Source organism: Clostridium sp. DFI.1.208, from assembly GCF_024463855.1.
Taxonomy (GTDB): Bacteria; Bacillota_I; Bacilli_A; order Erysipelotrichales; family Erysipelotrichaceae; genus Clostridium_AQ.
In genome coordinates this window covers 1-24,633 of the sequence record NZ_JANGCA010000024.1, presented here as the reverse complement: position 1 = coordinate 24,633, position 24,633 = coordinate 1, and the positions used below count along the sequence as shown (strand labels likewise).

General features: G+C 44.9%; 30 protein-coding genes. 3 read left to right on the top strand and 27 right to left on the bottom strand.

Annotated features, from left to right (window positions below; translation table 11 throughout):
* Positions 1 to 108: 108 nt before the first annotated feature.
* The 16 genes from ychF to NE665_RS13250 form a co-directional block, all read right to left on the bottom strand.
* Positions 109 to 1,212 (bottom strand): redox-regulated ATPase YchF, encoded by a 1,104-nt coding sequence (gene ychF / locus NE665_RS13325; RefSeq protein ID WP_117441766.1) that lies wholly within the window; start codon positions 1,210 to 1,212, stop codon positions 109 to 111.
* A 74-nt stretch (positions 1,213 to 1,286) separates the two neighbouring features.
* The gene (locus NE665_RS13320; protein ID WP_117441767.1) at positions 1,287 to 1,697 is read right to left on the bottom strand and encodes an NADH-quinone oxidoreductase; all 411 of its coding nucleotides are present in this window, start codon (positions 1,695 to 1,697) and stop codon (positions 1,287 to 1,289) included.
* A gap of 4 nt (positions 1,698 to 1,701) precedes the next feature.
* Positions 1,702 to 1,899 (bottom strand): helix-turn-helix transcriptional regulator, encoded by a 198-nt coding sequence (locus NE665_RS13315; protein WP_117441768.1) that lies wholly within the window; start codon positions 1,897 to 1,899, stop codon positions 1,702 to 1,704.
* Between the two features lie 95 nt (positions 1,900 to 1,994).
* The gene (locus NE665_RS13310; RefSeq protein ID WP_117441769.1) at positions 1,995 to 2,210 is read right to left on the bottom strand and encodes a DUF951 domain-containing protein; all 216 of its coding nucleotides are present in this window, start codon (positions 2,208 to 2,210) and stop codon (positions 1,995 to 1,997) included.
* Positions 2,211 to 2,224: 14 nt separating this feature from the next.
* Entirely contained in the window at positions 2,225 to 2,422 is a 198-nt protein-coding gene (locus NE665_RS13305) for a hypothetical protein (protein WP_117441770.1), read from the bottom strand.
* A gap of 1 nt (position 2,423) precedes the next feature.
* The gene (gene folD / locus NE665_RS13300) at positions 2,424 to 3,272 is read right to left on the bottom strand and encodes a bifunctional methylenetetrahydrofolate dehydrogenase/methenyltetrahydrofolate cyclohydrolase FolD (RefSeq protein ID WP_117441771.1); all 849 of its coding nucleotides are present in this window, start codon (positions 3,270 to 3,272) and stop codon (positions 2,424 to 2,426) included.
* Positions 3,273 to 3,283: 11 nt separating this feature from the next.
* Positions 3,284 to 3,730, bottom strand: a complete 447-nt coding sequence (gene dtd / locus NE665_RS13295; RefSeq protein ID WP_117441772.1) for a D-aminoacyl-tRNA deacylase — start codon at positions 3,728 to 3,730, stop codon at positions 3,284 to 3,286.
* Between the two features lie 594 nt (positions 3,731 to 4,324).
* Complete coding sequence (locus NE665_RS13290; RefSeq protein ID WP_117441774.1) at positions 4,325 to 4,999, bottom strand: class II aldolase/adducin family protein; 675 nt, start codon at positions 4,997 to 4,999, stop codon at positions 4,325 to 4,327.
* 152 nt (positions 5,000 to 5,151) lie between these two features.
* On the bottom strand, positions 5,152 to 5,934 hold the full coding sequence (gene rhaD, locus NE665_RS13285; RefSeq protein WP_117441775.1) for a rhamnulose-1-phosphate aldolase: 783 nt from the start codon (positions 5,932 to 5,934) through the stop codon (positions 5,152 to 5,154).
* A 14-nt stretch (positions 5,935 to 5,948) separates the two neighbouring features.
* Positions 5,949 to 7,277 (bottom strand): RNA polymerase factor sigma-54, encoded by a 1,329-nt coding sequence (gene rpoN / locus NE665_RS13280; protein ID WP_117441776.1) that lies wholly within the window; start codon positions 7,275 to 7,277, stop codon positions 5,949 to 5,951.
* A gap of 47 nt (positions 7,278 to 7,324) precedes the next feature.
* Positions 7,325 to 8,365 (bottom strand): alcohol dehydrogenase catalytic domain-containing protein, encoded by a 1,041-nt coding sequence (locus NE665_RS13275; RefSeq protein WP_117441777.1) that lies wholly within the window; start codon positions 8,363 to 8,365, stop codon positions 7,325 to 7,327.
* A gap of 19 nt (positions 8,366 to 8,384) precedes the next feature.
* A complete protein-coding gene (gene dhaL / locus NE665_RS13270) occupies positions 8,385 to 9,032 on the bottom strand; it encodes a dihydroxyacetone kinase subunit DhaL (RefSeq protein WP_117441778.1) in 648 nt (215 codons plus the stop codon).
* Positions 9,032 to 10,021 carry a dihydroxyacetone kinase subunit DhaK gene (gene dhaK, locus NE665_RS13265; protein ID WP_117441779.1) on the bottom strand — a complete coding sequence of 330 codons (990 nt, stop codon included), beginning with the start codon at positions 10,019 to 10,021 and terminating at the stop codon, positions 9,032 to 9,034. The genes dhaL and dhaK overlap by 1 nt, the downstream gene beginning before the upstream one ends.
* Positions 10,018 to 10,236, bottom strand: a complete 219-nt coding sequence (locus tag NE665_RS13260) for a hypothetical protein (RefSeq protein WP_117441780.1) — start codon at positions 10,234 to 10,236, stop codon at positions 10,018 to 10,020. The genes dhaK and NE665_RS13260 overlap by 4 nt, the downstream gene beginning before the upstream one ends.
* A gap of 120 nt (positions 10,237 to 10,356) precedes the next feature.
* Positions 10,357 to 11,703 carry a PTS transporter subunit IIC gene (locus NE665_RS13255; RefSeq protein WP_117441781.1) on the bottom strand — a complete coding sequence of 449 codons (1,347 nt, stop codon included), beginning with the start codon at positions 11,701 to 11,703 and terminating at the stop codon, positions 10,357 to 10,359.
* 25 nt (positions 11,704 to 11,728) lie between these two features.
* Positions 11,729 to 12,019, bottom strand: a complete 291-nt coding sequence (locus NE665_RS13250) for a PTS sugar transporter subunit IIB (protein ID WP_117441782.1) — start codon at positions 12,017 to 12,019, stop codon at positions 11,729 to 11,731.
* Positions 12,020 to 12,590: 571 nt separating this feature from the next.
* Here NE665_RS13250 and NE665_RS13245 point away from each other — a divergent pair.
* From NE665_RS13245 to NE665_RS13235, 3 genes are all read left to right on the top strand, one after another.
* Positions 12,591 to 13,067, top strand: a complete 477-nt coding sequence (locus NE665_RS13245) for a PTS sugar transporter subunit IIA (RefSeq protein ID WP_117441783.1) — start codon at positions 12,591 to 12,593, stop codon at positions 13,065 to 13,067.
* Between the two features lie 192 nt (positions 13,068 to 13,259).
* Complete coding sequence (locus tag NE665_RS13240) at positions 13,260 to 16,076, top strand: sigma 54-interacting transcriptional regulator (protein WP_117441784.1); 2,817 nt, start codon at positions 13,260 to 13,262, stop codon at positions 16,074 to 16,076.
* A 41-nt stretch (positions 16,077 to 16,117) separates the two neighbouring features.
* The gene (locus tag NE665_RS13235; protein WP_178759924.1) at positions 16,118 to 16,267 is read left to right on the top strand and encodes a hypothetical protein; all 150 of its coding nucleotides are present in this window, start codon (positions 16,118 to 16,120) and stop codon (positions 16,265 to 16,267) included.
* A 266-nt stretch (positions 16,268 to 16,533) separates the two neighbouring features.
* On the opposite strand, the gene atpC is transcribed toward NE665_RS13235, so the two are convergent.
* The 11 genes from atpC to upp are packed head-to-tail and all read right to left on the bottom strand — an operon-like array spanning position 16,534 to position 23,982.
* Positions 16,534 to 16,926, bottom strand: coding sequence for an ATP synthase F1 subunit epsilon (gene atpC, locus NE665_RS13230; RefSeq protein WP_009588187.1), 393 nt, complete (start codon positions 16,924 to 16,926; stop codon positions 16,534 to 16,536).
* 2 nt (positions 16,927 to 16,928) lie between these two features.
* Entirely contained in the window at positions 16,929 to 18,329 is a 1,401-nt protein-coding gene (gene atpD / locus NE665_RS13225) for a F0F1 ATP synthase subunit beta (protein ID WP_117441944.1), read from the bottom strand.
* Between the two features lie 11 nt (positions 18,330 to 18,340).
* Positions 18,341 to 19,180, bottom strand: coding sequence for an ATP synthase F1 subunit gamma (gene atpG, locus NE665_RS13220; RefSeq protein WP_117441785.1), 840 nt, complete (start codon positions 19,178 to 19,180; stop codon positions 18,341 to 18,343).
* 3 nt (positions 19,181 to 19,183) lie between these two features.
* The gene (atpA, locus tag NE665_RS13215) at positions 19,184 to 20,704 is read right to left on the bottom strand and encodes a F0F1 ATP synthase subunit alpha (RefSeq protein WP_117441786.1); all 1,521 of its coding nucleotides are present in this window, start codon (positions 20,702 to 20,704) and stop codon (positions 19,184 to 19,186) included.
* Positions 20,705 to 20,716: 12 nt separating this feature from the next.
* The gene (gene atpH, locus NE665_RS13210) at positions 20,717 to 21,268 is read right to left on the bottom strand and encodes an ATP synthase F1 subunit delta (protein ID WP_117441787.1); all 552 of its coding nucleotides are present in this window, start codon (positions 21,266 to 21,268) and stop codon (positions 20,717 to 20,719) included.
* The gene (gene atpF / locus NE665_RS13205) at positions 21,256 to 21,774 is read right to left on the bottom strand and encodes a F0F1 ATP synthase subunit B (RefSeq protein ID WP_117441788.1); all 519 of its coding nucleotides are present in this window, start codon (positions 21,772 to 21,774) and stop codon (positions 21,256 to 21,258) included. The genes atpH and atpF overlap by 13 nt, the downstream gene beginning before the upstream one ends.
* A gap of 45 nt (positions 21,775 to 21,819) precedes the next feature.
* A complete protein-coding gene (atpE, locus tag NE665_RS13200) occupies positions 21,820 to 22,065 on the bottom strand; it encodes an ATP synthase F0 subunit C (RefSeq protein WP_002606928.1) in 246 nt (81 codons plus the stop codon).
* A 28-nt stretch (positions 22,066 to 22,093) separates the two neighbouring features.
* Entirely contained in the window at positions 22,094 to 22,801 is a 708-nt protein-coding gene (gene atpB / locus NE665_RS13195; protein WP_117441789.1) for a F0F1 ATP synthase subunit A, read from the bottom strand.
* Complete coding sequence (locus NE665_RS13190) at positions 22,801 to 23,175, bottom strand: hypothetical protein (RefSeq protein ID WP_233104680.1); 375 nt, start codon at positions 23,173 to 23,175, stop codon at positions 22,801 to 22,803. The genes atpB and NE665_RS13190 overlap by 1 nt, the downstream gene beginning before the upstream one ends.
* Positions 23,168 to 23,359, bottom strand: coding sequence for an AtpZ/AtpI family protein (locus NE665_RS13185; protein WP_044903976.1), 192 nt, complete (start codon positions 23,357 to 23,359; stop codon positions 23,168 to 23,170). Before NE665_RS13185 ends, NE665_RS13190 begins: the two co-directional genes overlap by 8 nt.
* A gap of 2 nt (positions 23,360 to 23,361) precedes the next feature.
* The gene (upp, locus tag NE665_RS13180; protein ID WP_117441790.1) at positions 23,362 to 23,982 is read right to left on the bottom strand and encodes a uracil phosphoribosyltransferase; all 621 of its coding nucleotides are present in this window, start codon (positions 23,980 to 23,982) and stop codon (positions 23,362 to 23,364) included.
* Positions 23,983 to 24,633: the final 651 nt, after the last annotated feature.

The window sequence follows — 24,633 nt, the reverse complement described above, 5'->3', positions numbered from 1 at the left end:
GCTTCTCCCTATGATCGTACAACGGGTGAGAAGCCTCTTTTTTTCATATGTATTCTTTTCAGATATATAACATGAGTATAAGAGCCTTATCAATGGCAGCTCTGCTTCTTATACATTAAAACGGAAATGCAAAACATCCCCATCCTGAACAACATATTCCTTGCCCTCCAGACGCAGCTTTCCTGCCTCCTTTATAGCCTGTTCAGTTTCCAGCTTATCAATATCATCAAACTTATAGCATTCTGCACGGATAAAGCCCTTTTCAAAATCCGTGTGAATCACACCGGCACACTGCGGTGCCAGCATGCCGCGATGAAATGTCCATGCCCGGCATTCATCCTCTCCGGCTGTCAGGAAGGTACACAAATCCAGAATATGGTATGCTGTCTTTATCACCTTATCAAGACCGCTTTCCTGAATGCCAAGCTCATTCAGAAACTCCGTTTTCTCCTCTTTATCCAGCTCGGATAGCTCCTCCTCGATTTTCGCACAGACAGGAACAACTTCATTGTGCTCCAGCTCAGCCAGCTCCTTCACCTTCTGAAAATAGGGATTGGCATCCGGATCTACGATCTCCTCATCCGACATGTTTGCTATGTAAATCATTGGCTTGATTGTCAACAGACTGAATGCCTTGATCAGCAGCAGCTCATCCTTATCAAGCTCTACACTTCTTGCCGGTTTTCCGGCCTCCAGCGCTTCCTTCAGCTTCTTCAGAACAACAACCTCTGCCAGCGCATCCTTGTCCTTATTCGTGACAGCCTTGCGCTCCACCTTGCTCAGTCGGTTTTCAATCGTTTGTAAATCTGCCATAATCAGCTCCAGATTGATGATTTCAATATCACGAATCGGATCAACACTTCCTTCGACATGTGTGATATCCGCATCATCAAAGCAGCGTACGACATGGCAGATGGCATCCGTCAGTCGAATGTTGCTCAAAAACTGATTTCCAAGTCCTTCTCCCTTGCTGGCTCCCTTTACCAGACCGGCAATATCCGTAAATTCAAAGGTTGTATAAATGGTTTTTTTCGGGTGAAACAGCTCCACCAGACGGTCGATTCTATAATCAGGCACTTCCACGACTCCCACGTTCGGCTGTATGGTCGCAAACGGATAATTCGCAGCTTCTACCTGGCTTTTTGTAATGGCGTTGAATAATGTGGATTTCCCTACATTGGGCAATCCGACGATTCCTGCAGTTAATGGCATATACTATCCTTCCTCTCGCTTTACCATTTTATCGTTTTTTTCACACATATGCAAGTAAATACAAGCGGAATGCACTATTTCTTCCAGTCAGCTCTGCGAATCCACAGACATATGGTGATACTGAGAATCATAACCAAACTGATGATATTCAGCAGCTGCAATGGTTCCCCGCATATAGCATCGTATATACTCAAAACAGTTAGAATGACAGCCAGACCTGTAAACAGGTAGGCGAGCAGGCGCATTCTGCCATCCATCATCGGCGCAAAATAGGAACCATTCCAAATGGATGCAACGGATACATATGTGATGTCAATACAGACGATGCATAGCAATGTTTCACCAAACCCGATGTTTTTTTGTATATCAAACACATGCATATCATTCACAAACGCGATCCCCATCAACAGGAGAATGGTCAGAATAAATGCTCTGGTCATAATTCTTCCCCGTACCTGTTCCTGTCTCTCATCATATTTATCCATACGCTCACTCCTCCCAAAATAAATCATTCAATGTCTTCTGCAAAACACGACATATCGCGATACACAGATTGATACTCGGGTTGTAATCACCCTTTTCTATCGCATTGATGGTCTGCCTTGTCACATTCACTTTTCTTGCCAGCTCCTCCTGTGTCAGATCCACAGCTGCTCTGGCTGCCTTCAGCTTCAGGTTCTTTGCCATTCCATCACTTCCTCTACAGCTATATAATATGCTTTATCTTCCATTATGTCAACTATATCTTACATAATATCTTAAAAAAAAGACATCCTGAGATGTCAATTATCCTGTGATTCCCTTGGAGCCTTTTCCACGATTTTCTTCAGCTTCTTTTCAAACTGCACTCTGGGAAACAGCACGCTCGTTCCACAGCCCATACACTTGATGCGGATATCCGCTCCCATACGTATGATTCTCCAGTTTTTTGATTTATGACATGGATGTTCCTTTTTCATTTCAACGATATCATTGAGATCATAATCCTTTTCTATCATAAGCACCTCCACAGTTATAATATGATTTCCAAAATTTTGATGACGATATATCCTATCAGAATCCAGAGAGCGATTCCCAACAGCACACAAAGCAGCTTCTTCAGCGTTTTGTTCCAGCCCTTATACAGGCGATCGAGAAAAAGCTCCATAAGACCGTAGGTTCCGTATGCCACACCCTCAACCAGTATCTCCCCTAAAATTTCTACAAGCATGTCAACTGTGCACCCGATAGGATTCCAACGTATTTTCCAAAAGCATGGCGATGGTCATTGGTCCAACACCCTTAGGAACCGGAGTAATCACCGCTGCCTTGTCCTTCACACTCTCAAAATCCACATCGCCGCACAGCTTGCCGTCCACACGGTTGATACCGACATCAATGACAACCGCTCCCTCTTTGACCCAATCCGCTGTCACCAGACGGGGAGAGCCGACGGAGGCAATCAGAATATCCGCTTCCGCACAGATGCTTTCGATATTATTTGTTTTGGAATGACATAGGGTTACCGTGGCATTGCGGTTTAACAGCAGCTGAGCAACTGGCTTTCCGACAATATTACTGCGGCCGATCACAACTGCACGAAGACCGCTTAAATCAGAATATCCCGCAGTATCCAGCATACGCAGGATTCCCTTAGGTGTACAGGGCAGATAGGTATCCTCCTGCAGCATCAGCTTTCCTATATTATATGGATGAAAGCCATCGACATCCTTTTGCGGATCAATCGCAAACAGAATTTTATGCTCATCCATGTGCGCAGGCAGCGGCAGCTGTACCAGAATACCATCTACCGATGCGTCCGTATTCAAGCTGTGAATTTCAGCCAGCAGCTCTTCCTCGGTGGTATCCTCCTGCAGACGCAGCAAAACGTTTTCCATTCCGATTTCTCTGCATGCCTTCTCCTTACCGGTGACATAGGACAGGCTGGCAGGATTATCCCCAACAAGAACCACAACAAGCTTTGGAATCCTTTTTCCTTCCTCCCGCAGCTCATCGATCTGTTTCTTCAATGAAGCACGTATCTCTTTTGCTATTTCACTACCATATAAGACGTTTCCCATATCGCTTCCTCCTACCATTCGTCACTGTCCAGCAAAATAGTAACCGGACCATCATTCAGTAAATCCACCTTCATATCCGCACCGAAGATACCCGTTTCCACATGGGTACCATAGGTGCGCAGTTCTTCATTAAATGCCTCATACATCGGCTGTGCAAAATCGCCGCGTGCCGCTTTTTCAAATCCGGGACGTCTGCCCCGCTTACAATCCGCATACAGTGTAAACTGTGATATCGAAAGAATGCTACCGCCGATATCCTGAAGTCCCCTGTTCATTTTTCCATTCTCATCCTCAAATACACGAAGCTGCGCACATTTCCCTGCCATCTTCTTCATGATTTCCTCTGTATCTGATGGTGTAATTCCTACAAGCAGTAAAAATCCCTGCCGGATACTGCCTGTTATAGCTCCATCAACACGCACACTCGCATGCTGTACCCTCTGTAGCAATACTCTCATGATACCACCTCGCTGTTTCCTAGTATACCGTAACTTTGTAACAAACACAATTCTATTTTCTGAATATTTTTCATTTTAGTGGAGGATTCACAAAATATACATCGTTGAATCAGGAATCGACTACTGGTTTTTATTTGCTCCTAGTTTTTCTATTGTTCCTGAGAAAATGCGTAACCACCTAATCATCCCCTTTTCCGAACGTAAAAAGAATTAAAATGCAATACTTTACTTCCCGTCACAATCCCTTGTTTCCAAAAGGCAGGAACCTGATCCAAACGTATCCATAGCTGCAAACTCCCTATCTGCTTATGAGTTGCAGTCTTCTGCTTATCTCTCATCATCCTTACAGGTATAGCAGACAATGTAGGATGCATGCTTATAAATACAATCATGAGCATAAGAAAAAGCCCACTGAATAATTGGGCTTCCTCTTTCGTATATTCATACCAGTATTTTTTGTAGAAAAGCAAAGCGATAACAGATGGCATACTCGACACAAACAGGAATCTGTTTCCTCATCTAGAGCTGTATAATACAGCAAAGCAAGGAATTCATGCTTGCTCCTGTACAATCATCTTTGTGTGATAAAGCAAATCAGCGTTCATTATCAGCAAATCTGATTTCCTTTGGATAAGACCAGCACTGCAGCTCCTCCTGTGAAAATGCTTCCGGCTCTCTTTCCTGACATAGCGTCAGCGCATTATAATACAGCTGTGCCAGCTCCTCAATGTAATTCGCTTTTAAATACGCTTCATAAATATCTCTTGTATCAAAGGCTACCGTACCATGCTTTTCCAGTAAAAAGCACTCTGCCTCCTTACAAGCCGCAACAACAGAGTCAGCCAGCTCCATCGTTCCGGGGCGTCCATAGGGTGCTACCGGAATGCGTGCCTTAGTCAGCCCAAAATTTGCGACCTCATATACAATCGCCGGTATCGGTTTATTCAACAAAGCAAAGGTGGTGCCATACATGGAATGCGTATGAACGATTGCCTTCGCGTCCGGCCTTGTTTTATATATCATAAGATGCATCATCGCTTCACTGGTCGGTTTCAATCCGGATGCATGCTCCCGTACATTGGCATCCAAATCCATAACAACCATATCACGCGGTGTCAGTAATTCACGATCAACACTGGTTGGTGTAATAACGATATAGCCGCTTTCTGAATCACGGGCAGAAAAATTACCTGATTTGTGTTTGCACAAACCATCTCTCTGCGCACGTTTTGCAATTTCACAAACATCCTTCTTTAAATGCTCTAACATAGGGTGTCCTCTCTTTCTCTTGCATGCTCTTTTGTTTCATTACGAAAGACATTGAATAGAAGCACGATCCAATGACTCAGTCGATGATTCTATACCAAAAGGAAAAGAAGCAGCTAACCCCTTTTCCTTTCCATAAGCAGAGCCTGCGGGAATCAGCGCAATCCGAAATGATCTTTCAATTCCCGTACGTTTTCATTGGTCATTCCATGTATCATATTCGCTTTCACCAAGACATACACATGCGCATTTTTATCAATCGCCTCGATCAAGCCTATGGCATCCGAAATGGAATTACCACTGGAGAAAATACCATGGAACGGCCAGACAACGACTCGTTTATCCTTCATTTTCTCAGCAGTCGCCGGACCGATCGGACCTTCGCCGCATTTCATCCAGGGCAATACTGCCAGTCCCTCCGGGAACACCAGCGCACATTCGGAATTCATCCTCCACAGGGTCTGTGTAAAGCTTTCCTCATCCAGCTCATGAATCATTGTCATTGCATTCAGGTAGGTTGGATGACAGTGCATCACTATTTTATTGCCTGCATCATCTGCCAGCCTTGCACGATGGCACAGCACATGAGCGGGAAGCTCGCTGGTTGGTCTTCCTCTTCCCTGATCAAGCCCCCACAGGATATCATAGCCGTTTTTCTTAAACTGAATGATTCCCAAATCCTGTTCATACCGTTTCTTCATTGTGCGAAAGCATGCCCCTGATTTTGTAACGATAAATGCCTTTCCTTCTAAGCCAGCTGTATCAAAGGTGGCATCAACGGATGTCAGCACCTTCATATATTCCTTCAGCTGATCGAATTCATCATCTGAAAGCAGATAACTGATGTTTCCTGCGTGATATTCTCCCCATCCTGCTTCCCAGAAATACTGGCAGGCATCGACGAGTTCTTCAACAAATGCTACGTCTAAAATATTCATTATGACGATCCTTTCTATATATGGATAGTCTTTCGATTCCGCGAGGACGGAATACCGCATTCCTTACGATAAAGGGTAACACTTCTTCTGGAGACCACAAATCCGTCTTCCTCCAGCAGCTGGTGTATTTTCTCATCGGAATAAGGATGCTGTTTATCCTCAACGCGTATGATTTCCTTAATCTCATTTTGAATGGTATCTATGGAGGCCGTCACTTCTCCCTGCTTTTCATAGCATCTTGGCAGTAAGAAATGAAAGGAATAGGTTCCATATTCACATTGAAAGAATTTACTGGAAATCGCTCTGCTGATGGTGGAGATATGCATATCCAGCTGTTCTGCAATATCCACAAGGCGCAGCGGCTTCAATGCACGCTCATCTCCGGTTTGAAAAAAGGCTGCCTGATACTCTACCAGAAAGGTGATGATTTTTTTCAGTGTCACTGCCCTTCTGGATATACTGTATTGAAGCCATTTAAAATCATTCAGCTTTTCCTTCAGAAAGGCCTTTGCCTCCTTGTTGCAAGCCGCCGATTTATAGAGCTCATAATTTTCTGTATTCATACTCAGCTTATTCTGTAATCTGGCATTCATCTCCAGAATACATGCAGAATCCTCTTTCCTTATATATACATCGGGAATGATAAACACCGTCTTCTCCCGTACGCTGAAGCCGTTTGCGGGAATCGGATTCAGCGAGCGAATCAGCGTCAGCGCCCGCTTGACCTCCTCCACATCCGTATATTCCAGCTTTGCGATTTTCAGATAATTTCCTGTATTGAGTGCTTCCAGATGTGAACATACGATATGCTGTGCCAGGGAGGAGCCTTCTATTTCCGATAACTGAATGCATATGCATTCCTTGATATCCTTTGCGCCCAGCCCCTTTGGACTCACATGCTGCAGGATATGCAAGTACCGCAGCAGTCTGGTTTTCTTTATGTTCAGAAACCTGCACAAATCCTCCGGTGTTTCTTCCAGAAATCCTCTGGAATCCAAAGACTCTAATAATACGGTAAAAATCTCTTCATCCTTTTTTGTATGAATATGCGAAGAAAGCTGCCCCATGACATGCTCAAACAAATCATTCCGGCCTTCATCCGCATATTCCATTTCCTGAAGCTCCCCCTGCTTTTTACGGACGTGTTTAAAATCCAAATCAACATCCCTGACCTTCAGGGATATCATATTCTGATCAACATCAGAAAACGGATTATCCATCAGGCTCGCATCGACCAGAGTCTCCAGCTCATGCTGAGAAAGTGACAGGATTTCCATAGAGGGTACGAGCTTCGATGAGAATTTCTGTTTCTGATTCTGTATAATTTCCAATGACTGTTTCATAGTTGAATTATACATCCATAAAATTCAGTTTTCAATTCCCTGTGTTTTTATTTATATACAATGCAGTTTTTGATAACCTTACCGCTTGCGTGTTCCACGATAGCCTTTTCGGTATCCTCGATACGGTATTCATTCTGTACAAAGTCCTCAGCCTTGATCGCTCCCATTTTCAGCATTTCAAAGGCTGCATTTACATGCTGCGGCGTTGTATGGAATACGCCCTTCAACGTCAGCTGGGAATAGTGAACCAGCGTAGTATCGACAGGTACCTCCAGCCCTTTCTTTGTACCGCCGAAGAACAGAACCTCGCCGCCAGGTCTTGCCATACGCAGGGCAATCTGCCATACCTCCGGCAATCCGGCAGCTTCGATTGCAGCATCCACACCGCGTGCATCCGGTGTCAGCTCCTTTACCGCCTCGGCCTGATCCTTCCCGTTCAGTTCCTTTATATTGATAATCTCCTGAGCACCCAGCTTTTTCGCAAGTGCCAGTCTTTCCGGTGTCATATCACAGGCAATAACATGTGCACCTCTCAAGACACACATACGGACAAACATCAAACCGATTGGACCGCAGCCATTTACACACACATAATCACCAAGATCAAAGTTTGTCATTTCCGTTCCATATAAGGCACAAGCCAGCGGCTCCAGCAAAGCAGCCTGCTTATAGGACATGCCTTCGGGAATATGGAAGGTATTCAGATTGACGATTCTTTCCGGAATCAGCTGATACTCCGCATAGGCTCCATTCGTAAACTGATTCTGAATCAAATCCACACACATGGACTCCTGTCCCTTTTTACAATAGTAACAGGTTCCACAGGATGCAGAGTTGTGTGCTACCACACGATCGCCTACCTTAAACCGTGTAACACCGTCACCGACAGCATATACGACACCGCTTGCTTCATGACCCATACCAAATGGCGGCTCATAGCGGTATCCGCGCTTATAGGTTTTCACATCTGTACCGCAGGTTAAGGTAACTTCATTTTTAATGACGATTTCTCCTGCTTTCGGTACAGGTATCTCTGCCTCCTCCACACGGATATCTCCAGGTGCATAAAATTGTATTTTCTTCATCATAAGTATTTCCTCCTGTATTTTATTTCAAGTTATTTAAAATCGTATTTCCTATACATTCCAGCTGCATTGCCATCGTAACAGCTCCCGGATCCAAATGTCCCACGCCCTTATCGCTGCGATAGCTGGCTCTTCCTTTGACAGCCTCCATCGACTTCGTTTGCTCAGCACCGCTTACGGCACCTTCCATGAAAGCCTTAATAATCTCCTCTTCACACTTTCCTGCGTCCATACCTTCCTTATATGCACGCAAAGCCGGATACAGTGCATCGATCATCGTTTTCTGTCCAGGCTCTGTTTTCCCGCGCTTCATGATTTCCTGCAGCATGGCATCATACACCTCATACAGACTGTGTAGATCCAGTGCACGCTTTCCTGCACATGCTCTGCTGGCTGCCATGTAGCCGCTGCCGTAAAGCGCTCCGGAGGAACCTCCGACTGCAGAATACATCGTCATGCCAACCCTTTTGAACATATCTGCCAGATTCATTTCCTCCAGCTCGTTGGATAGTGCTGTAATTTTCTCAAACCCCATATTCACATTCACCCAGTGATCGCCATCCCCTGTTGTGGAGTCCAGCTTTGTTATATAGTCCCTCTGTGCGGCAATCACCTCACGGGCTTCCTGAAAATACTGTACAAAATCCTTTGCTTGTAATTGAAATCCCATCATTTGATCTCCTTAAACGCCAATGTATTGCTTGGATGCTCCAGCAGCAGCTTCAGCTCATCATCCAGCTGCAGAATACTGCAGGATGCACCTGCCATCTCAATCGCCGTCATATAATTTCCCACATAATACTTGACCGGCTTCAGACCTCTTGCACAAAGCAGAGCATGCACATCAGAAGCCAGTATATATAATTCCATCAAAGGGGTTGCTCCCAACCCGTTGATCATCACAGCAACCTCACTTTTTCCGTAATCCTTATCCGCAAGAATCCTGTTTACCATGATCTCCGCAATTTCCTTTGACGGCTTCAGCTTCGTTTTCTCAATTCCTGCTTCCCCGTGGATGCCCATGCCGACCTCCATGCAATCCTCCTCGATTGTAAAGCCGCATGCCCCAACTGCCGGAATCGTACAAGCTGATAAAGATACTCCAAAGCTTCTTACGTTCTCAATCGTTTTTTCCGCAACACGCTTAACCTCTGCCAGAGATGCCCCTGTTTCTGCTTTCGCACCGGCAAGCTTATGCACAAATACGGTTCCTGCAATACCACGTCTTCCTGTAGATTCATCACTTTCCGCAACAGCAACATCATCCTTCACAACGACATGATCGACCTCGATTCCTTCAAAACCGGCAAGCTCCTCTGCAATTTCAAAATTCATAATATCACCGGCATAATTCTTTATGATCAGCAGGACACCATGACCGGAATCTGCAAGCTGGATACCACGCAATACGCGGTCCGGGGATGGCGATGCAAATACGTTACCGCTCACTGCGGCATCCAGCATACCATAGCCGACATATCCTGCATGCGCCGGTTCATGTCCGCTGCCTCCTCCGGATACCAGTCCGACCTTATCACGTTTGTCTTTTCGGGCGATGACAGCCCCCTCTCTGTCATATAGAACCATCGGATTCGCTATTTCAATACCTTGCAGCATTTCCTCAACAACGGTATTCGGATCATTTATTATCTTTTTCATTTCTGTTGTCTCCCTGGTGTAAACCACTCATTCTTTATCCCCCGCTGCGTATATACCTTCGGTAATTCAACCTTATCATTTAGTTTTCGCAGCCCTGCAGTGGAAATGGCGCAGAGTACAGCCAGCACCCAGTTACGAGTTACGACTGATAAAAGGAGTGCGGCAGCTGTCATACAGACGCCGATATACCACCAAAACTGTTGAAATCTACTCATAGGATCACCTCATTTTTCATTATGCTTACCAGTACCGCATGACGATACCGATGTCTTTTTTACAGCGGTATAAGCTGTTTTCCTGAACTGTATGCCTGCATACAGAAGGAACGAAGCTTTTTACTGTCCGGATTCCAGACGCTCCTTCGCAGCTTTTTCTCTTGCAGGGGCAAGCTTCAGGAAATACAGAATTCCAAGTCCCACAACAGCGACACATGCCACGATACCGAATACATTACCAGTTGCTGCTTCATAAATTGCAAAGCGAATCTCCGCAATATCGCAGCCCCACCATGTGATATCGGTATTATAGGTTCCAGCCGTATTTGCAAGACTTGTCAGAAGCGGTCCCATAACAGATGCCGCATAGCTTAAAATCGGACACCAGATCCAGGAAACGATACACATTTTCAGCACATCGCCCTTCATTGCCAAAAACAATGGTACACAGACACAGACATTCATCAGATTTCCAAGAACCAGTGCAGTATTGCCCGGCAGAATCAGTGAGAAGATCAGGGCAACCGGAATCGTAAGAATGATGGCTACCCAGATTTCGGAATTACCGGCAAGAATTGGCCAGTCAAGCCCGATGATCAACTCACGTCCAGGGAATTTCTTTTTCACCCATTCACTCGCCGCATCGGAAATCGGAGTCAGTGCTGTCATAAACAGCTTAGAAACCATCGGGAATAAGGTCAATGCAGTACCCGCCTGAACACCGAGCAGCAATGCACCGGAGCCCTGCCCTGCCGCAAGACCGATAATGGTTCCCATCAGGAAGCCAAGTACGTGATTTTCACCGAAGATACCGATTTTATTACGGATTTCCTGCGCATTCAATGTCTTTGTATTCGGCAGAAGCTTATCCAGTATATTCGCAATCGGATAAAAGAAGATATTACTTAAAAACATACAGTGCGGCATTCCTACGGAAGGAACTCCGGTAAGCTCCAGAATCTGATACTTCGTATAATCCGCATTCTTTAATTCTGCGATAATCTGAACGATTGCGACGATAAAGCCAACGATCACGTTATTGCATGCACTTGTGACAAGGAATGCCGTAAACACCTTATTTCCTACATTCCACATATCCACATTCAGACAGTTCGTCCATCCAAACAGCAGCATGATGACATTGATTGCAATCTGGATTGGGAACATAAGGAATGCATACTGCCATTGCCATGCAAGTCCAAGGGCCGGTGCCCATCCCATATCAATATACTTTAATGTACTGTCTGATCCCTCAACGATCGTTGTAAAAGCAGCCCCGACGGTATCCCCCATATACCCAATCAATAAATTGATACCAATAAATGCGACACCTAAGGTCAACGCGGATGAGAACGCCTTGCCAGGCTTCATACCTACGATCAAACCGATAATGAATAGCACGATCGGAAGAAATACGGCAGCGCCCAGGTCCAGAAGACCCTGGAATACGGTAGCTAACATTTCCATAATTTTTTTCTCCTCTTCTTTTCTTTTACTTTAATGCTTTGATAATCTCGTCAATGCAGGCATCCTTGCCCATTCCTGTTAACAGTGGAATCCCGCTGATCACCGGGATATCATAGCTTTGTACCACACCACGCATCGGGGTGATGGACACATAGACATCCGCTGTTTTGATGAAATTATCAAGTGACTTGATATCCACAGCCTCAGCCTTCGCCAGATTGCTTAATCCGCGTTCCTCAAGCGCCATATTGATCTTTGTAGCGCATGTGGCTGAGGTTGCGATACCGCCTCCGCAAGCAACGATAATTGTTTTCATCTCATTCTCCTTTCTAACCATCTTTCAGGTTGTTTACGCCTATTTAATAAAGCAAAAATTTTGCCAATTCCAGTGAACAGACCCTTTTTCATCTTCTTTTTCACTGATTAAAGCCCCTTGGATTTACATGCACAGCTGCCGTATGATTTCTTTTCCTGCAGGTAATAAGGCTGTATATCCAATTTACTTCCTTATATATGTAACCCAAATTCCCCAAAGCTCATTTTATTGCGTATACTATTTTCATACCGCTTACAGATAACTGCCGTTATTTATTCTTTCTTTCATATTTTCTATGCTATAATTTTAACTGAGATTTATTACACGAAAAATATCAGTGTCTTCAGCTCGGTCTCTATAAACTGCAGCTTTTCCATACACCCTATGGTATCACAAACAAGCATCGTATGTTATCCGCAGAAAGCATAGTGCTCTGCCAGTGTTGCAGGAATCCCGCAGAGCTTTTATCCAGAAATTTTCATAAATTTGCGAGCTATATCCATGCATCAGCTTATAATTCCATAGTTTGGCAAGATTTTTGCTTTTTATAAAAAGCGGGAGGTATTCAATTATGGAAAAATACAATATAAGGGATTTATTATTTGAAGAACTGATAGACCTAACGCTTGAGGCAAAGGATTTCGAGGATGCCATCAGAAAAATCGGTGAGGATGCGTTCTCGAAAGGATATGTAAAGAAAGGGTTTGCGGATGCAGTTATCAAAAGGGAAAAGCTGTACCCGACAGCATTGCCAACGGAGGTACTCAAGGTCGCAATCCCTCATCCTATGGAAAGAGATACGGTTGAGAAATCGGCAATCATCGTTTCAAGGCTGAAGCAGCCGGTAAACTTCACCCTGATGGGATCCGATAACGAAACCGTACCGGTAAATATTATTTTCACACTTGCTGTAAATGGTGCCGAGCATCAGCTGACAATCCTGCAAAAGCTCGTTGGTATGTTCTCGGAAAAGGAATCCATGGAAAGAATCAAAGCTTCCACAACACCAAAAGAAATTATGAACACACTGATTGAGCTCTTATCGTAAGCGTTGCGTCTATACAGAACGCTTTGTACTATGCATTCACTACAGCAAAAAAGACAGCGGTCTCACAGCATGATAGCAATATTGCTATGCAAGGCAAGGATATGTAAGGGAATAAAAGCAGGAAGGTGCTAAAGGCACTGCTGTATTATGGGAAAACAGATGACACATTCATAAAAGAAAAGAGGTGTAGATATGTCTGAGCAGGAAGTATTTGATTATATCTATTCTGTCATTACAAAGGAATATCTGGAAAACAGTATTCAGAAAAAAGAGATTTTCGGAATTACAGCAAAGGATATCGCTGATCACTTTAACACATATCGCTCGACAGTCAGTACCCTGCTGAATACGGCTGTCAAGAATGGCTTGTTTATTAAGATTGAAACCAGACCTGTTTTATTTGTTCCTGTGGATATTGTAAAGAGGGAGCTGCATGTTCCCCTGGATCAGAGTGTTTATACCCCGGAGGAAATCAGAGACCTGTTTTTCAAAAAGGAACAGGAAGGGACAGATTCCTTTTCCATCATGATCGGCTATGACGGCAGCCAGTCTCTGCAAATCAAACAGGCGCAGTCCGCTATTTTATATCCGCCAAAGGGTCTGCACACATTGATTACCGGAGAAAGCGGCACAGGCAAGACGTTATTCGCCCATACGATGTATGACTACGGCAGAAAAATTAAGGGTATGAGTGAAAAGGAATATCCCTTTGTGGAATTCAACTGTGCAGACTATTACCACAATCCCCAGCTTCTGCTGTCACAGCTGTTCGGACATATCCGGGGAGCATTTACGGGAGCGGATCAGGAAACGGAGGGGCTGGTTGAAAAAGCGAATCACGGCATTCTGTTTCTGGATGAAATTCACAGACTTCCCCCGGAAGGACAGGAGCTGTTATTCTATCTAATGGATACCGGACAATACCGCAAGATGGGGGAAGCAAACACGATACGGAAGGCGGATATCCTCATCATCGGCGCCACGACAGAAAATCCGAAGGATGTCCTGCTGAAAACCTTTAAGCGCAGGATACCTCTGACGATCAATCTGCCGCCGCTCAGAGAACGGCCCTTGCAGGAAAAGCTGAAAATTATGGAGCATCTCTTTTCTAAGGAAGCCATTCTTACACAGCGAACCTACATCATTGATGCGGATATCGTAAAAGCCGTCTCCCTGTATGATTTTACAGAAAATATCGGACAGCTTGCTTCTGAAATTAAAATACTGTGTGCCCGCTCCTTTCTGGAAAGTAAAACCAAGGAATTCGGTGAAATCAAGGTTCCCTATGTGTTTCTGTCAGACAATATTCGCGAGGCTTATAAAAAGTACAGGAAAATCGGATATACCTTTACAGACAATTACGAGAACTACAACTATGACCTTGTAATCACTCCATCCAATGAAATTACACATGTAAAGGAAAACGTCCTGAACGAAGAAGCATACTGTAGCTTGCTCGATGAGATTCGCAACTATTCCAGACAGGGGCTGACGAGCGATGAGGTTGCCATTCGCATATCCTCCGCAGTGTCTTCCTATTATGACGAAATTCTCAACAGCATGTATTTTAAAACGGTAAACAAGGATGAGCTTTATAAGATTATCGAACCACGCATTGTCGATTTCTCTTTGGAGGTCATGAAGGAAATACAAAACCGCCTGTCTGTAAAAATCACAGAACAAAGCATACTCGTTCTGGCCTTTCATTTAAAATTTCTCATTGACAGATTGCGGAAAATAAAGCTGACAGAGAGCAGCTCCGTACCTGTGAAAACAGGTGATACGATTGTTGATGATATGATCGACAAGATCGAAAGCAAGTTTTCTCTTCGATTGCCGACGGATGAAAAAAAGTTCTTTCAGCTGCTGATCAAGAATATTACAAGTGATATTGTACCGGATAATTCATCAAAGGCTGCCTTGTATATCCTTGCGCACGGCAATACGGCATCCAGCATAGCAGAGGTATGCAACCGTCTGCTGCATACGGACTTTGTAAAAGCATTTGATATGCCGCTGACACAGGATGTCAATCAGAGCTACCAGCTGTTTGTGGAGGAAATCGAGAGTCTGCATCTCAAAAAGGGGGTAATGATTCTAGCGGACATGGGCTCTCTTCTGGATTTCGGGCATAAGCTGACAAGAGATACCGGTATCCCCACACACACGATTCCAAACGTATCCACCGCGATTGCATTGGATTTCGCGCACATCATGCTGAATCGTAATGAGCATATTGATCTTACCTACAATGAGTATCTGATTAAAAACCGCTTTGAGCCTGCCTTTGTAAGCTCAGAAAAAGAGCCCGCAATCATATCTGCCTGTTCATCCGGGCAGGGAACAAGCATCGCATTTAAAAATATGATCATTGAAATATTAAAGGAGAATTCGCTTGGCTATATCCATGTATTTGCGTTAAGCAATGAGGAGCTTCAAAAGAAAAATGAGGCATATCAGGAAATCGTGGACAGCTACAATCTGGTTGCTGTTATTGGAAATGTACATATTGATGTGGATGCCCCTTTCTTTCATATTTCCGAACTGGTTACCGATGATAAAAAAGAGAATTTCATTAAATTCCTGAATAAAACAGGAGTAAGCGAACAGAAGACAAAGCATAAAAAAACAGACCAGAGTGCAGAGGAAGCCGCAGGATTTCTGGCCCAGCATGTTATGTACGTAAATCCACTGGCTGTCCAAAAGGTTGCCACGGAGTTTTTAGAAGGTCTTTTTGATGATTTGGAGTATGAAGAAAAAAACAGAGCCTCTACCGGATTCTCATTGATTATTCATATCGGTTTTATGATTGAGCGTATCATAGCAAATAAGACAATCATATTTGACCATAAGATTCCTTATTTGGATAATAATAAAGAAATCTTTCAGAAAATAAGAAGCCATATCAAGTCCATTGAGGAAGCCTTTGAAATTGAGATCAGTGATGATGAAATCTGTTATATGATGATCACCCTGTATCCGAACACATACGATGCGGCTGTTGCATAACAGTTCAGAACAAGGCAGGCAGCATTTTGAGGAGAATGAATATGAATGGAAAAATTTACTTAATCGAATATACGGTTATCGTGCTGATCATGATGGTTTTCAACCGGTCAGCCTCATTGGAGAATATGCTCATCGCTTTTCTGATTGTCCTCATACAAATCGGCTTTGACAGGCTGAGAAGAAGGAAGTAAACTTTTGTAGTTATACAGTGCTTCATCCATAACGAATACATATACATAGGGGAATTCAAATACTGTTGTATTTTATAAATATTTGAATTCCCTTTTTCGTCTACATCCGCAAGCGCAGAGTCTTATACAATGCCTATCGCCATATCATAGCATATACATTTGCAAGGAAGCGGATAGGTAAACGAATCGTGGATTTCCATGTCATGTTTTAACAGTTATGCTTCACAAAAAAAGAGATACCAGATGATCCTGATATCCCTATATGGTTAACCACCGTAAACCTTGATACGGTTGATTGCTTTTGCCAATGCGACTTCAGCACGCTTAATGCTGGTGCGGTTATCCATTTTCTTCAAACGCTCCTCAGCACGTTGTTTTGCACGTCTGGCACGCTCGATATCAATTTCCTCACGACCTTCAATCGCATCCGCAAGAATACGCATCTCATTGTCCGCAAACTGAAGCAATCCGCCGGCAATCGCATAATCCTTATATTCATTGCCTTCCATAAGAGAACATTTGCATGTTGTCAGCATTGCAACGATAGGCATGTGATTGGGAAGAATTGTCGTTTCTCCTTCCACCGTACGCACATGCACGCCGCCGACTTCGCCTTCCTTATAAAGACCCAGCGGCGTAATGATCTTAATTTTGATCATACTCAGTTTTCCAGAGCCTTGGCTTTCTCGACAACTTCTTCAATCGTTGAAGCGAACATGAAGGCCTGTTCCGGAAGTTCATCGTATTTCCCATCCAACAGCTCCTTAAAGCTACGCACCGTATCCTCACGGGATACATAGCAGCCCTTAATTCCGGAGAACACCTCTGCCACATGGAATGGCTGTGACAGGAAGTTACGGACACGACGGGCACGGTTGACAATAATCTTATCTTCCTCACTCAGCTCGTCCATACCCAGAATAGCAATGATATCCTGTAGCTCCTTATAGCGCTGTAAAATCGTCTGTACCCCACGGGCAACTGCATAATGCTCTTCTCCCACAACAAGCGGATCCAAAATACGGGAGCTGGATTCCAGCGGATCAACGGCAGGATAAATTCCCAGTGCCGCAATATCACGGTCCAGAACCGTTTTCGCATCCAGATGCGTAAATGCGGTAGCCGGAGCCGGGTCCGTCAAGTCATCCGCAGGTACATAAATCGCCTGAACCGAGGTAATGGAACCATCCTTTGTGGAGGTGATACGCTCCTGCAGCTGTCCCATCTCTGTCGCAAGTGTCGGCTGATAGCCTACTGCACTCGGCATACGTCCCAGCAGGGCGCTTACTTCACTTCCCGCCTGGGTGAAACGGAAGATATTATCGATAAACAGCAGTACGTCCTGATGGTCATGATCACGGAAGTATTCCGCCATCGTCAGACCGGTCAGCCCAACACGCATTCTGGCACCCGGAGATTCATTCATCTGTCCGTACACCAGCACGGTCTTGTCCAAAACACCACTGTCCTTCATTTCATGATACATGTCATTTCCTTCGCGGGTTCTCTCCCCTACGCCGGTAACGACGGACATTCCACCATGTTCCTTGGCGATATTATGGATCAGCTCCTGAATCAGTACGGTTTTACCTACTCCCGCACCACCAAACAAACCAATCTTACCACCCTTGGAATATGGACATAGCAGGTCAATGACCTTAATTCCTGTTTCCAGCATTTCTGCGGATGTCTGCTGCTCCTCAAAGCCCGGTGCCTGTCTGTGGATCGGCAGTGTGTTATCCGTTCCTACAGGTCCAAGACCATCAATTTCACGTCCGAGGACATTAAACATTCTTCCCAGAATTTCTTTTCCCACCGGTACACGGATCGCTGATCCTGTATCAATGGCTTCCATTCCGCGAACCAGACCGTCTGTACCACCCATGGCGATACAGCGGACACGTTCATCACCGATATGCTGAGCAACTTCGACAATCAGAGATTCACTGTCTTTCAGAGGAATTTCAATAGCGGTCAATAGCTGCGGCAATTCTCCGTTCTCAAATGCGACATCGACTACCGGACCAATGACCTGTACGATTTTTCCTGTATTCTTACTCATGGCTGCTCCTTTCATTCCATAGCATTGACTCCGCCGACAATTTCCGTTATTTCCTGGGTAATTGCGGCCTGTCGAGCCTGGTTGAATTGTAATTCGAGAGTTTCCTTCAACTCCTCTGCATTATCCGTTGCACTTTCCATTGCCATACGTCTGCTTGCCTGTTCACTTGTTTTCGTTTCCAGAAAGTAGCTGTATAGAAGAGAGCGTACATACATCGGAACCAGGGTGTCCAAAATACGGTCACCTGCAGGCTCGAAGATGGTTTCTGCAGTCGTTGATTTCTCTCGTTCTTCCTTTTCCACCGGAAGCAGCGTTATCAGCTTCGGCTCAAAGGTCACAGAATTAACAAAATGTGTATACAAAATACGTATTTCCGATATTTCCTGTTTGCGGTACAGTTCCAATGCATGATCAGCTACACCAACCAGCTCACTGTAACAGTCCTCTTCCAGATCCGTCTCACTCTGCACAACATGAAAATCCTTATTGTGAATCCAGTTGGCTCCACGCGCTCCGATGATGACAAAGTCACCTTCCTTGCCGACTTCATGCTGCAGCATACGGAAGATGTTGGCATTATAGCCGCCGCACAGCCCCATGTCGCTTGTAAAGACAATGGTATACGGCTTCCCTTCCTGCTTCTGCAGATACGGATGTCTGGAATGCTCGATGGAAGACAGAATTTCCTGCACAGTTTCTTTTAGATAGTATGCATATTCCCGATTTTCTTCCATGTACTGTTTCTGTTTCTTCAGTTTACTGGTGGCAACCAGCTGCATCGCTTTTGTAATCTTTTTCGTTGATTCAACAGAGCGGATGCGCGCCTTGATCTCCAGTTTACCTGCTGCCATACATTATCCTTCTATCATATTCTTGAATTCAGAAGCAAAGGACTGCAGGGCATCCTTAATCTTAGCACTCAATGCATCATCCAGCGCCTGCTTTTCTTCAATTTCCGTTAAGATGTCCGCATGGTTTCGCTCCATGTATTTCAGCATTTCTTTTTCATACAGCTGAACATCCTCCACCTTAACCGGCTTCAGGAATTTGTTTTTTGCCGCAAACAGAGATAAAACCTGATGGGTTACCGGCAGCGGGTCATACTGATTCTGAATCAGCAGCTTGGTCAACCGTTCCCCATGTGCCAGTGTTTCCGTCGTAGCTGCATCCAGATCACTTCCGAATTTCGCAAAGGCCTGCATTTCACGGAACTGCGCCAGCTCCAGCTTCAGGGAACCGCTCACCTGCTTCATCGCCTTGATCTGTGCCGCACTACCTACACGCGATACGGACAGACCGCTGTCAACGGCAGGACGTACACCACTGTTGAACAGCTCCGTCTGTAAGAAGATCTGTCCATCGGTGATAGAAATAACATTTGTCGGTATATAGGCGGATATATCTCCGGCCTGTGTTTCAATGATCGGCAGAGCAGTCAGACTTCCTGCACCCAGCTCATCATTCAGCTTAGCCGCACGCTCCAATAGACGGGAATGCAGATAGAAGACATCTCCCGGATATGCCTCACGCCCAGGCGGACGCTTCAGCAGCAGGGACATGGTACGATAGGCAACCGCATGCTTACTCAAATCGTCATAGACAATTAGCACATCGTCACCGTTTTCCATCCATTCCTCACCGATGGCACAGCCTGCATAAGGCGCAATATATTGCAGCGGAGCCGGTTCACTCGCGGTGGAGGATACGATGGTTGTATATTCCATAGCGCCATGTGAACGAAGCTTTTCTACAATCTGTGCTACCGTACTGGCCTTCTGACCAATGGCAACATAAATACACTTTACATTATTTTCCTTTTGATTGATGATGGTATCAATGGCAATCGCCGTTTTCCCAGTCTGGCGGTCTCCGATGATCAGCTCACGCTGTCCGCGCCCGATCGGAATCATGGAATCAATGATTTTCAAGCCGGTCTGAATCGGCTGATGTACACTCTTTCTTGTCATTACACCAGGGGCCACACGCTCTACCGGACGGAACTTATCACTTTTGATTGGTTCTCCTCCGTCAATCGCCTGTCCCAATGCATTGACAACACGTCCCAGCATACCGTTCCCGACAGGAACCTCAACGATACGTCCGGTACGTTTTACTTCGTCTCCCTCACGGATGTTGGAGTCATCACCCATCAAAACAGCACCGACATGCTCTTCCTCCAGGTTTAATACCATACCATATACATCCCCAGGGAAACGAAGCAGCTCACCGGCCATCGCATTCTGTAAACCGTAGATCAGGGCGATACCGTCACCAACGGTGATAATCGTACCAGTCTCATCGATTTCCAGATCCTCATCATATCTGCGAATCTGATCCTTGATCAGCTTACTTATTTCTTCTGGCTTTAAGCTCACTCGCACTCACCTCTAACTTTCCTGCACAGGTTCACTCTGTGCCAGTTGTTTCAGATTATCCATACGGCTTCTGGCAGTATTATCCAGAACCATATCATTGATCTTTATGCGCAGTCCCGCAAGCAGATCCGGATCCTCCTGAATTTTTAATTCCACAGTTTTCAAAAGCTTTTTCTCCAGCATGGATTTCAGACGGGTTATTTCCGCAGCATCCAGCTTCTTTGCCGTACGGACATGTGCCACTTCGATATTGTTCACCTTGTTGTACTGCTTTACAAATTCCCGGGTGATATCATGAAAACTCTGAAAACGGCTTTTATCAATCAAAAGCTTCGCAAAATTCAAAACCATGTGATTGACTTCACTGCCGAATACAGACGCAAGCGTCTGCTTCTTTTCTTCCTTGTGAATCTTAGGATGTGTCAGTACCCGCATGAAATCAGGATACGCCTTCAGCTGTTCATCCATCATGCATAAGTCTGCCTTGAACGCATCCAGCTTTTGTTCCTCCTGTGCAAGCGTAAACAGCGCATCACTGTAGCTTTTCGCTGCTATGCCTGCCATGACTCATCACCTGCATGCTCGATAAAATCATCCACGTACTGCTTATGTGTACTTTCATCCAGTTCTTTATTTACAATCTGTTTTGCGGCCTCAAACGCCACGTCAACGATTGCATCCTTCATTTCTGCACGAGCCTGTACCTTTTCACGTTCAATATCCTTCCGCGCTTTTTCCTTCACTGCTTCGGCTTCTCCTCTTGCAGCTGCCAGAATTTCACGCTTTTCCTGAACGGCATTGGCTTTGGCACTTTCCAATAGTTCATGAGCTTCACCACGGGCATTGGCCATCTGTTCCTCATACTGACGTTTGTATTGTTCTCCTGCTTCCTTGCTCTGTAATCCTGCATCGATATCTGCCTGAATGGCAGCCTTGCGTGCATCGAGATAGGCAAGCACCTTGTCCCAGAAGAAATGCTTTGCGACTGCGACGATGATCAGTGTGGATACACAGACCATGATCATATCCATCGGATTCAGCCGCAGATAGGCATTTATATCAAAATCCATACTATGCGAATACCTCCTTTCTTCATAGCTTCATGACAAATGACATTACCCTTTCATGAAGATTAGAATTAAGGCAACAATCAGCGCATAGATACCGGTTGTTTCGGCCAGGGCGATACCAAGTACCATGATGGAACGGATTTTACCTGCAGCATCCGGATTGCGTCCAACACTTTCCGCACCCTTGCTGGCAGCGATACCCTGTCCAATACCAGGACCTAAACCGGCGATCATAGCAATACCTGCACCTAACAGTGCCATACCCTGTACAAAATATTCATTGAATTCCATAATTTTTTCCTCCTGTTAAAATCATTCGTTATTCTTCCGGGGCAACCTGCTCACTTAGGAAGAAGCTTGCCAGCGTGAAGAAGATATAGGTCTGTATCAGACCCGAGAAAACATCAAAATACGCATGCAGAAACGGTGTCGCAATGTAGCCGAGCACTCCAAACGGGAGAAAGCTTCGCATCATCGTATACACCAGCAGCATAATAATGGAGCCTGCCAGTATGTTTCCAAACAAACGCATGGAAAGCGAAATCGGAAGTGCCAGCTCACCAATGACATTCAATGGTGTAAGCAGCCACATCGGCTCCGTCAGTTCTTTCAGACGTGCGCCAAGCCCGCCTTTTTTGATACCGTTGTACTGAATGGTCAGAAACATCATCAGTGCAAGGGTAACATTGAAGCTCAGATTGGATGTCGGCGGCTGTAATCCGAGAAGTCCCAAAAGATTGCTGATGGCCATCATCATCGTCAGGGTACCCAGAAACGGCAGATAACGCTTCGTTTCATGCTTCAGGTTATCCCCGATGATATTAGTACACAAACCGGTTATCATCTCTGTAATCAGAAGTATTCCTGACGGCGCCTTTCGGACATCGGCCTTTTCAAACTTCCTGCCGGCCCAGATAAAGAATATGGAAAACAGCACACAGAGAATCAGCCAGTTGATAATCGACTGCTGAAATTCGATGTTGTGTCCAAACAGTGTCAAAACGATTCCGTCAAACTTATCGTCCACTACTCATCCTCCTTTCTGTGTTTCCAGCTGTACATCAGAATACTGCACTTATGAAGCAGCATTCCCACCAGCAGAGCCGCAATATGCGCCCCTGCAACGGCGCTTAAAGCAAAGATCACGGCATACAGCATGTATCTTCGCGTATAGGAGCGAAATGCGCGGGATTTGATATCCGCCAGTTCCCCGTCGATGTGCCCAACCATGTTCTGGATCATGTTGAAGCCCATGATACCGGTTAAGGAACCGATCAAAATACCCATAACGCCCTGCTTCCAGGCTCCGGGAAACAGGATGATGCAGACCACACAGCCTGCTGCACATAGCAGCAGCGTAAGTATGCGAATCTCCATTCCCATTTTCCTTGTTTCATTCATGATCATCACCCAGCTTTCGAATCATCAGATACAGACTGGAGATGATGGCGTAGGCTAACAGAATCAGAAGACACCATGGCGAGGTATGAAATACATCATCCAGCCAGGCACCGATCCACACTGCTGCCCCACAGGCAAGTGCCATGGTAAACATCAGCCGCATAGCCTGATACGCTTCCTTCATGACTACTTCGTACCGAAAATACGGTCTCCTGCATCTCCAAGTCCGGGTACGATATACCCTTTTTCGTTCAGTTTTTCATCCAGTGCCGCAAGATAGATGTCTACTTCCGGATGTGCCTCTTCTACAGCTTTGACACCTTCGGGAGCACCGACAAGACATACAAGGCGTATATTCTTCGCCCCCTGCTTTTTCACCATGTCAATGGCTGCGATAGCACTTCCTCCGGTGGCCAGCATCGGATCGACGATCATGACGATAGCGTCCTTTACTTCCTTCGGATATTTTTCAAAATATGTATGAGGCTCCAGTGTTTCTTCATCACGATACAGCCCCACATGTGCAATCTTAACGGTAGGGATCAAATCACAGATTCCATTTACCATTCCAAGACCTGCACGAAGAATCGGTACCAGTACGATTTCCTTCGCAAGCTCATAGGTTGTGGTCTTTGCGACAGGCGTTTCGATTTCGACTGGCTGAAGCGGGAAATCTCTGGAAATTTCGTAAGCCATCAGGCCTGCGATTTCGTCCAGATTCTGACGGAAATCCTTTGTTCCGGTTTCCTTCTTACGCATCTGTGACAGCTTATGCGTAATCAATGGATGTTGTAAGACTTTCAGCATAATAATCTCCTTACATAATCAATACGGATATAGCGTACCATAATCCGTTCCAACAGTAGACAGACAATTCAAATGAATTGTATAAATTCTGGCCACGTTATTTTTATTATACCATGAACACCCTGCTTTTTCCCCCTTTTGTGCATTTTTTCACCACCTTTTTCAAGTGCTTTCCTATATATTATGTATGCCCTGGAAATGATTATTCTGGACGTTTTTCAAGTGCCTGTATCTAGAATCAGCATGTAAAACTTTTGTGTGGTTTAATCTTTCTGAATTTTAGTATCAGGATTTATCCAACAGCAGATAGCTATAGATTTGTACAGGTATAAACATAGCGGATGCTATATATACCTCATCCAGATATTTACCGCTCGCTTGTGCTATTCAAACAATCATTCTTAACCTCATTACACTAATGGTAGAAATAATATGCTGCTGCAAAAAGGACAACAGAAATAGTAAACAGCTTTCTTGTGTAAACTGAATTCCCCATTTTTTCATCATAAATATTGATAATTTTAGAAGCATCTGCACTAAGTGTGGGTAGAAATCATCTAAGCTCATAAGATAGTTTGATTTCATAGTATAACCGGGAACATACGATCATGATCATATCGATAAGATTCTGTATATTCCTGAATCCATATG

Bases quoted from the DNA above. Each gene is read 5' to 3' on its own strand.
- NE665_RS13245 (WP_117441783.1), top strand. From the start codon at position 12,591: ATGGAAAAATACAATATAAGGGATTTATTATTTGAAGAACTGATAGAC.
- NE665_RS13240 (WP_117441784.1), top strand. From the start codon at position 13,260: ATGTCTGAGCAGGAAGTATTTGATTATATCTATTCTGTCATTACAAAG.
- NE665_RS13235 (WP_178759924.1), top strand. From the start codon at position 16,118: ATGAATGGAAAAATTTACTTAATCGAATATACGGTTATCGTGCTGATC.
- NE665_RS13305 (WP_117441770.1), bottom strand. From the start codon at position 2,422: ATGCTTGTAGAAATTTTAGGGGAGATACTGGTTGAGGGTGTGGCATAC.
- NE665_RS13255 (WP_117441781.1), bottom strand. From the start codon at position 11,703: ATGGAAATGTTAGCTACCGTATTCCAGGGTCTTCTGGACCTGGGCGCT.
- atpH (WP_117441787.1), bottom strand. From the start codon at position 21,268: ATGGCAGGCATAGCAGCGAAAAGCTACAGTGATGCGCTGTTTACGCTT.
- NE665_RS13275 (WP_117441777.1), bottom strand. From the start codon at position 8,365: ATGATGAAGAAAATACAATTTTATGCACCTGGAGATATCCGTGTGGAG.
- NE665_RS13250 (WP_117441782.1), bottom strand. From the start codon at position 12,019: ATGAAAACAATTATCGTTGCTTGCGGAGGCGGTATCGCAACCTCAGCC.
- NE665_RS13185 (WP_044903976.1), bottom strand. From the start codon at position 23,359: ATGAAGGAAGCGTATCAGGCTATGCGGCTGATGTTTACCATGGCACTT.
- dtd (WP_117441772.1), bottom strand. From the start codon at position 3,730: ATGAGAGTATTGCTACAGAGGGTACAGCATGCGAGTGTGCGTGTTGAT.
- NE665_RS13320 (WP_117441767.1), bottom strand. From the start codon at position 1,697: ATGGATAAATATGATGAGAGACAGGAACAGGTACGGGGAAGAATTATG.
- NE665_RS13290 (WP_117441774.1), bottom strand. From the start codon at position 4,999: ATGTTAGAGCATTTAAAGAAGGATGTTTGTGAAATTGCAAAACGTGCG.
- upp (WP_117441790.1), bottom strand. From the start codon at position 23,982: ATGCTGAAAGTCTTACAACATCCATTGATTACGCATAAGCTGTCACAG.
- folD (WP_117441771.1), bottom strand. From the start codon at position 3,272: ATGGGAAACGTCTTATATGGTAGTGAAATAGCAAAAGAGATACGTGCT.
- atpG (WP_117441785.1), bottom strand. From the start codon at position 19,180: ATGGCAGCAGGTAAACTGGAGATCAAGGCGCGCATCCGCTCTGTTGAA.
- atpF (WP_117441788.1), bottom strand. From the start codon at position 21,774: ATGGATTTTGATATAAATGCCTATCTGCGGCTGAATCCGATGGATATG.
- rhaD (WP_117441775.1), bottom strand. From the start codon at position 5,934: ATGAATATTTTAGACGTAGCATTTGTTGAAGAACTCGTCGATGCCTGC.
- ychF (WP_117441766.1), bottom strand. From the start codon at position 1,212: ATGCCATTAACTGCAGGAATCGTCGGATTGCCCAATGTAGGGAAATCC.
- rpoN (WP_117441776.1), bottom strand. From the start codon at position 7,277: ATGAAACAGTCATTGGAAATTATACAGAATCAGAAACAGAAATTCTCA.
- atpC (WP_009588187.1), bottom strand. From the start codon at position 16,926: ATGATCAAAATTAAGATCATTACGCCGCTGGGTCTTTATAAGGAAGGC.
- NE665_RS13310 (WP_117441769.1), bottom strand. From the start codon at position 2,210: ATGATAGAAAAGGATTATGATCTCAATGATATCGTTGAAATGAAAAAG.
- NE665_RS13260 (WP_117441780.1), bottom strand. From the start codon at position 10,236: ATGAGTAGATTTCAACAGTTTTGGTGGTATATCGGCGTCTGTATGACA.
- dhaK (WP_117441779.1), bottom strand. From the start codon at position 10,021: ATGAAAAAGATAATAAATGATCCGAATACCGTTGTTGAGGAAATGCTG.
- atpD (WP_117441944.1), bottom strand. From the start codon at position 18,329: ATGAGTAAGAATACAGGAAAAATCGTACAGGTCATTGGTCCGGTAGTC.
- NE665_RS13190 (WP_233104680.1), bottom strand. From the start codon at position 23,175: ATGAATGAAACAAGGAAAATGGGAATGGAGATTCGCATACTTACGCTG.
- atpE (WP_002606928.1), bottom strand. From the start codon at position 22,065: ATGGAATTCAATGAATATTTTGTACAGGGTATGGCACTGTTAGGTGCA.
- dhaL (WP_117441778.1), bottom strand. From the start codon at position 9,032: ATGGGATTTCAATTACAAGCAAAGGATTTTGTACAGTATTTTCAGGAA.
- NE665_RS13315 (WP_117441768.1), bottom strand. From the start codon at position 1,899: ATGGCAAAGAACCTGAAGCTGAAGGCAGCCAGAGCAGCTGTGGATCTG.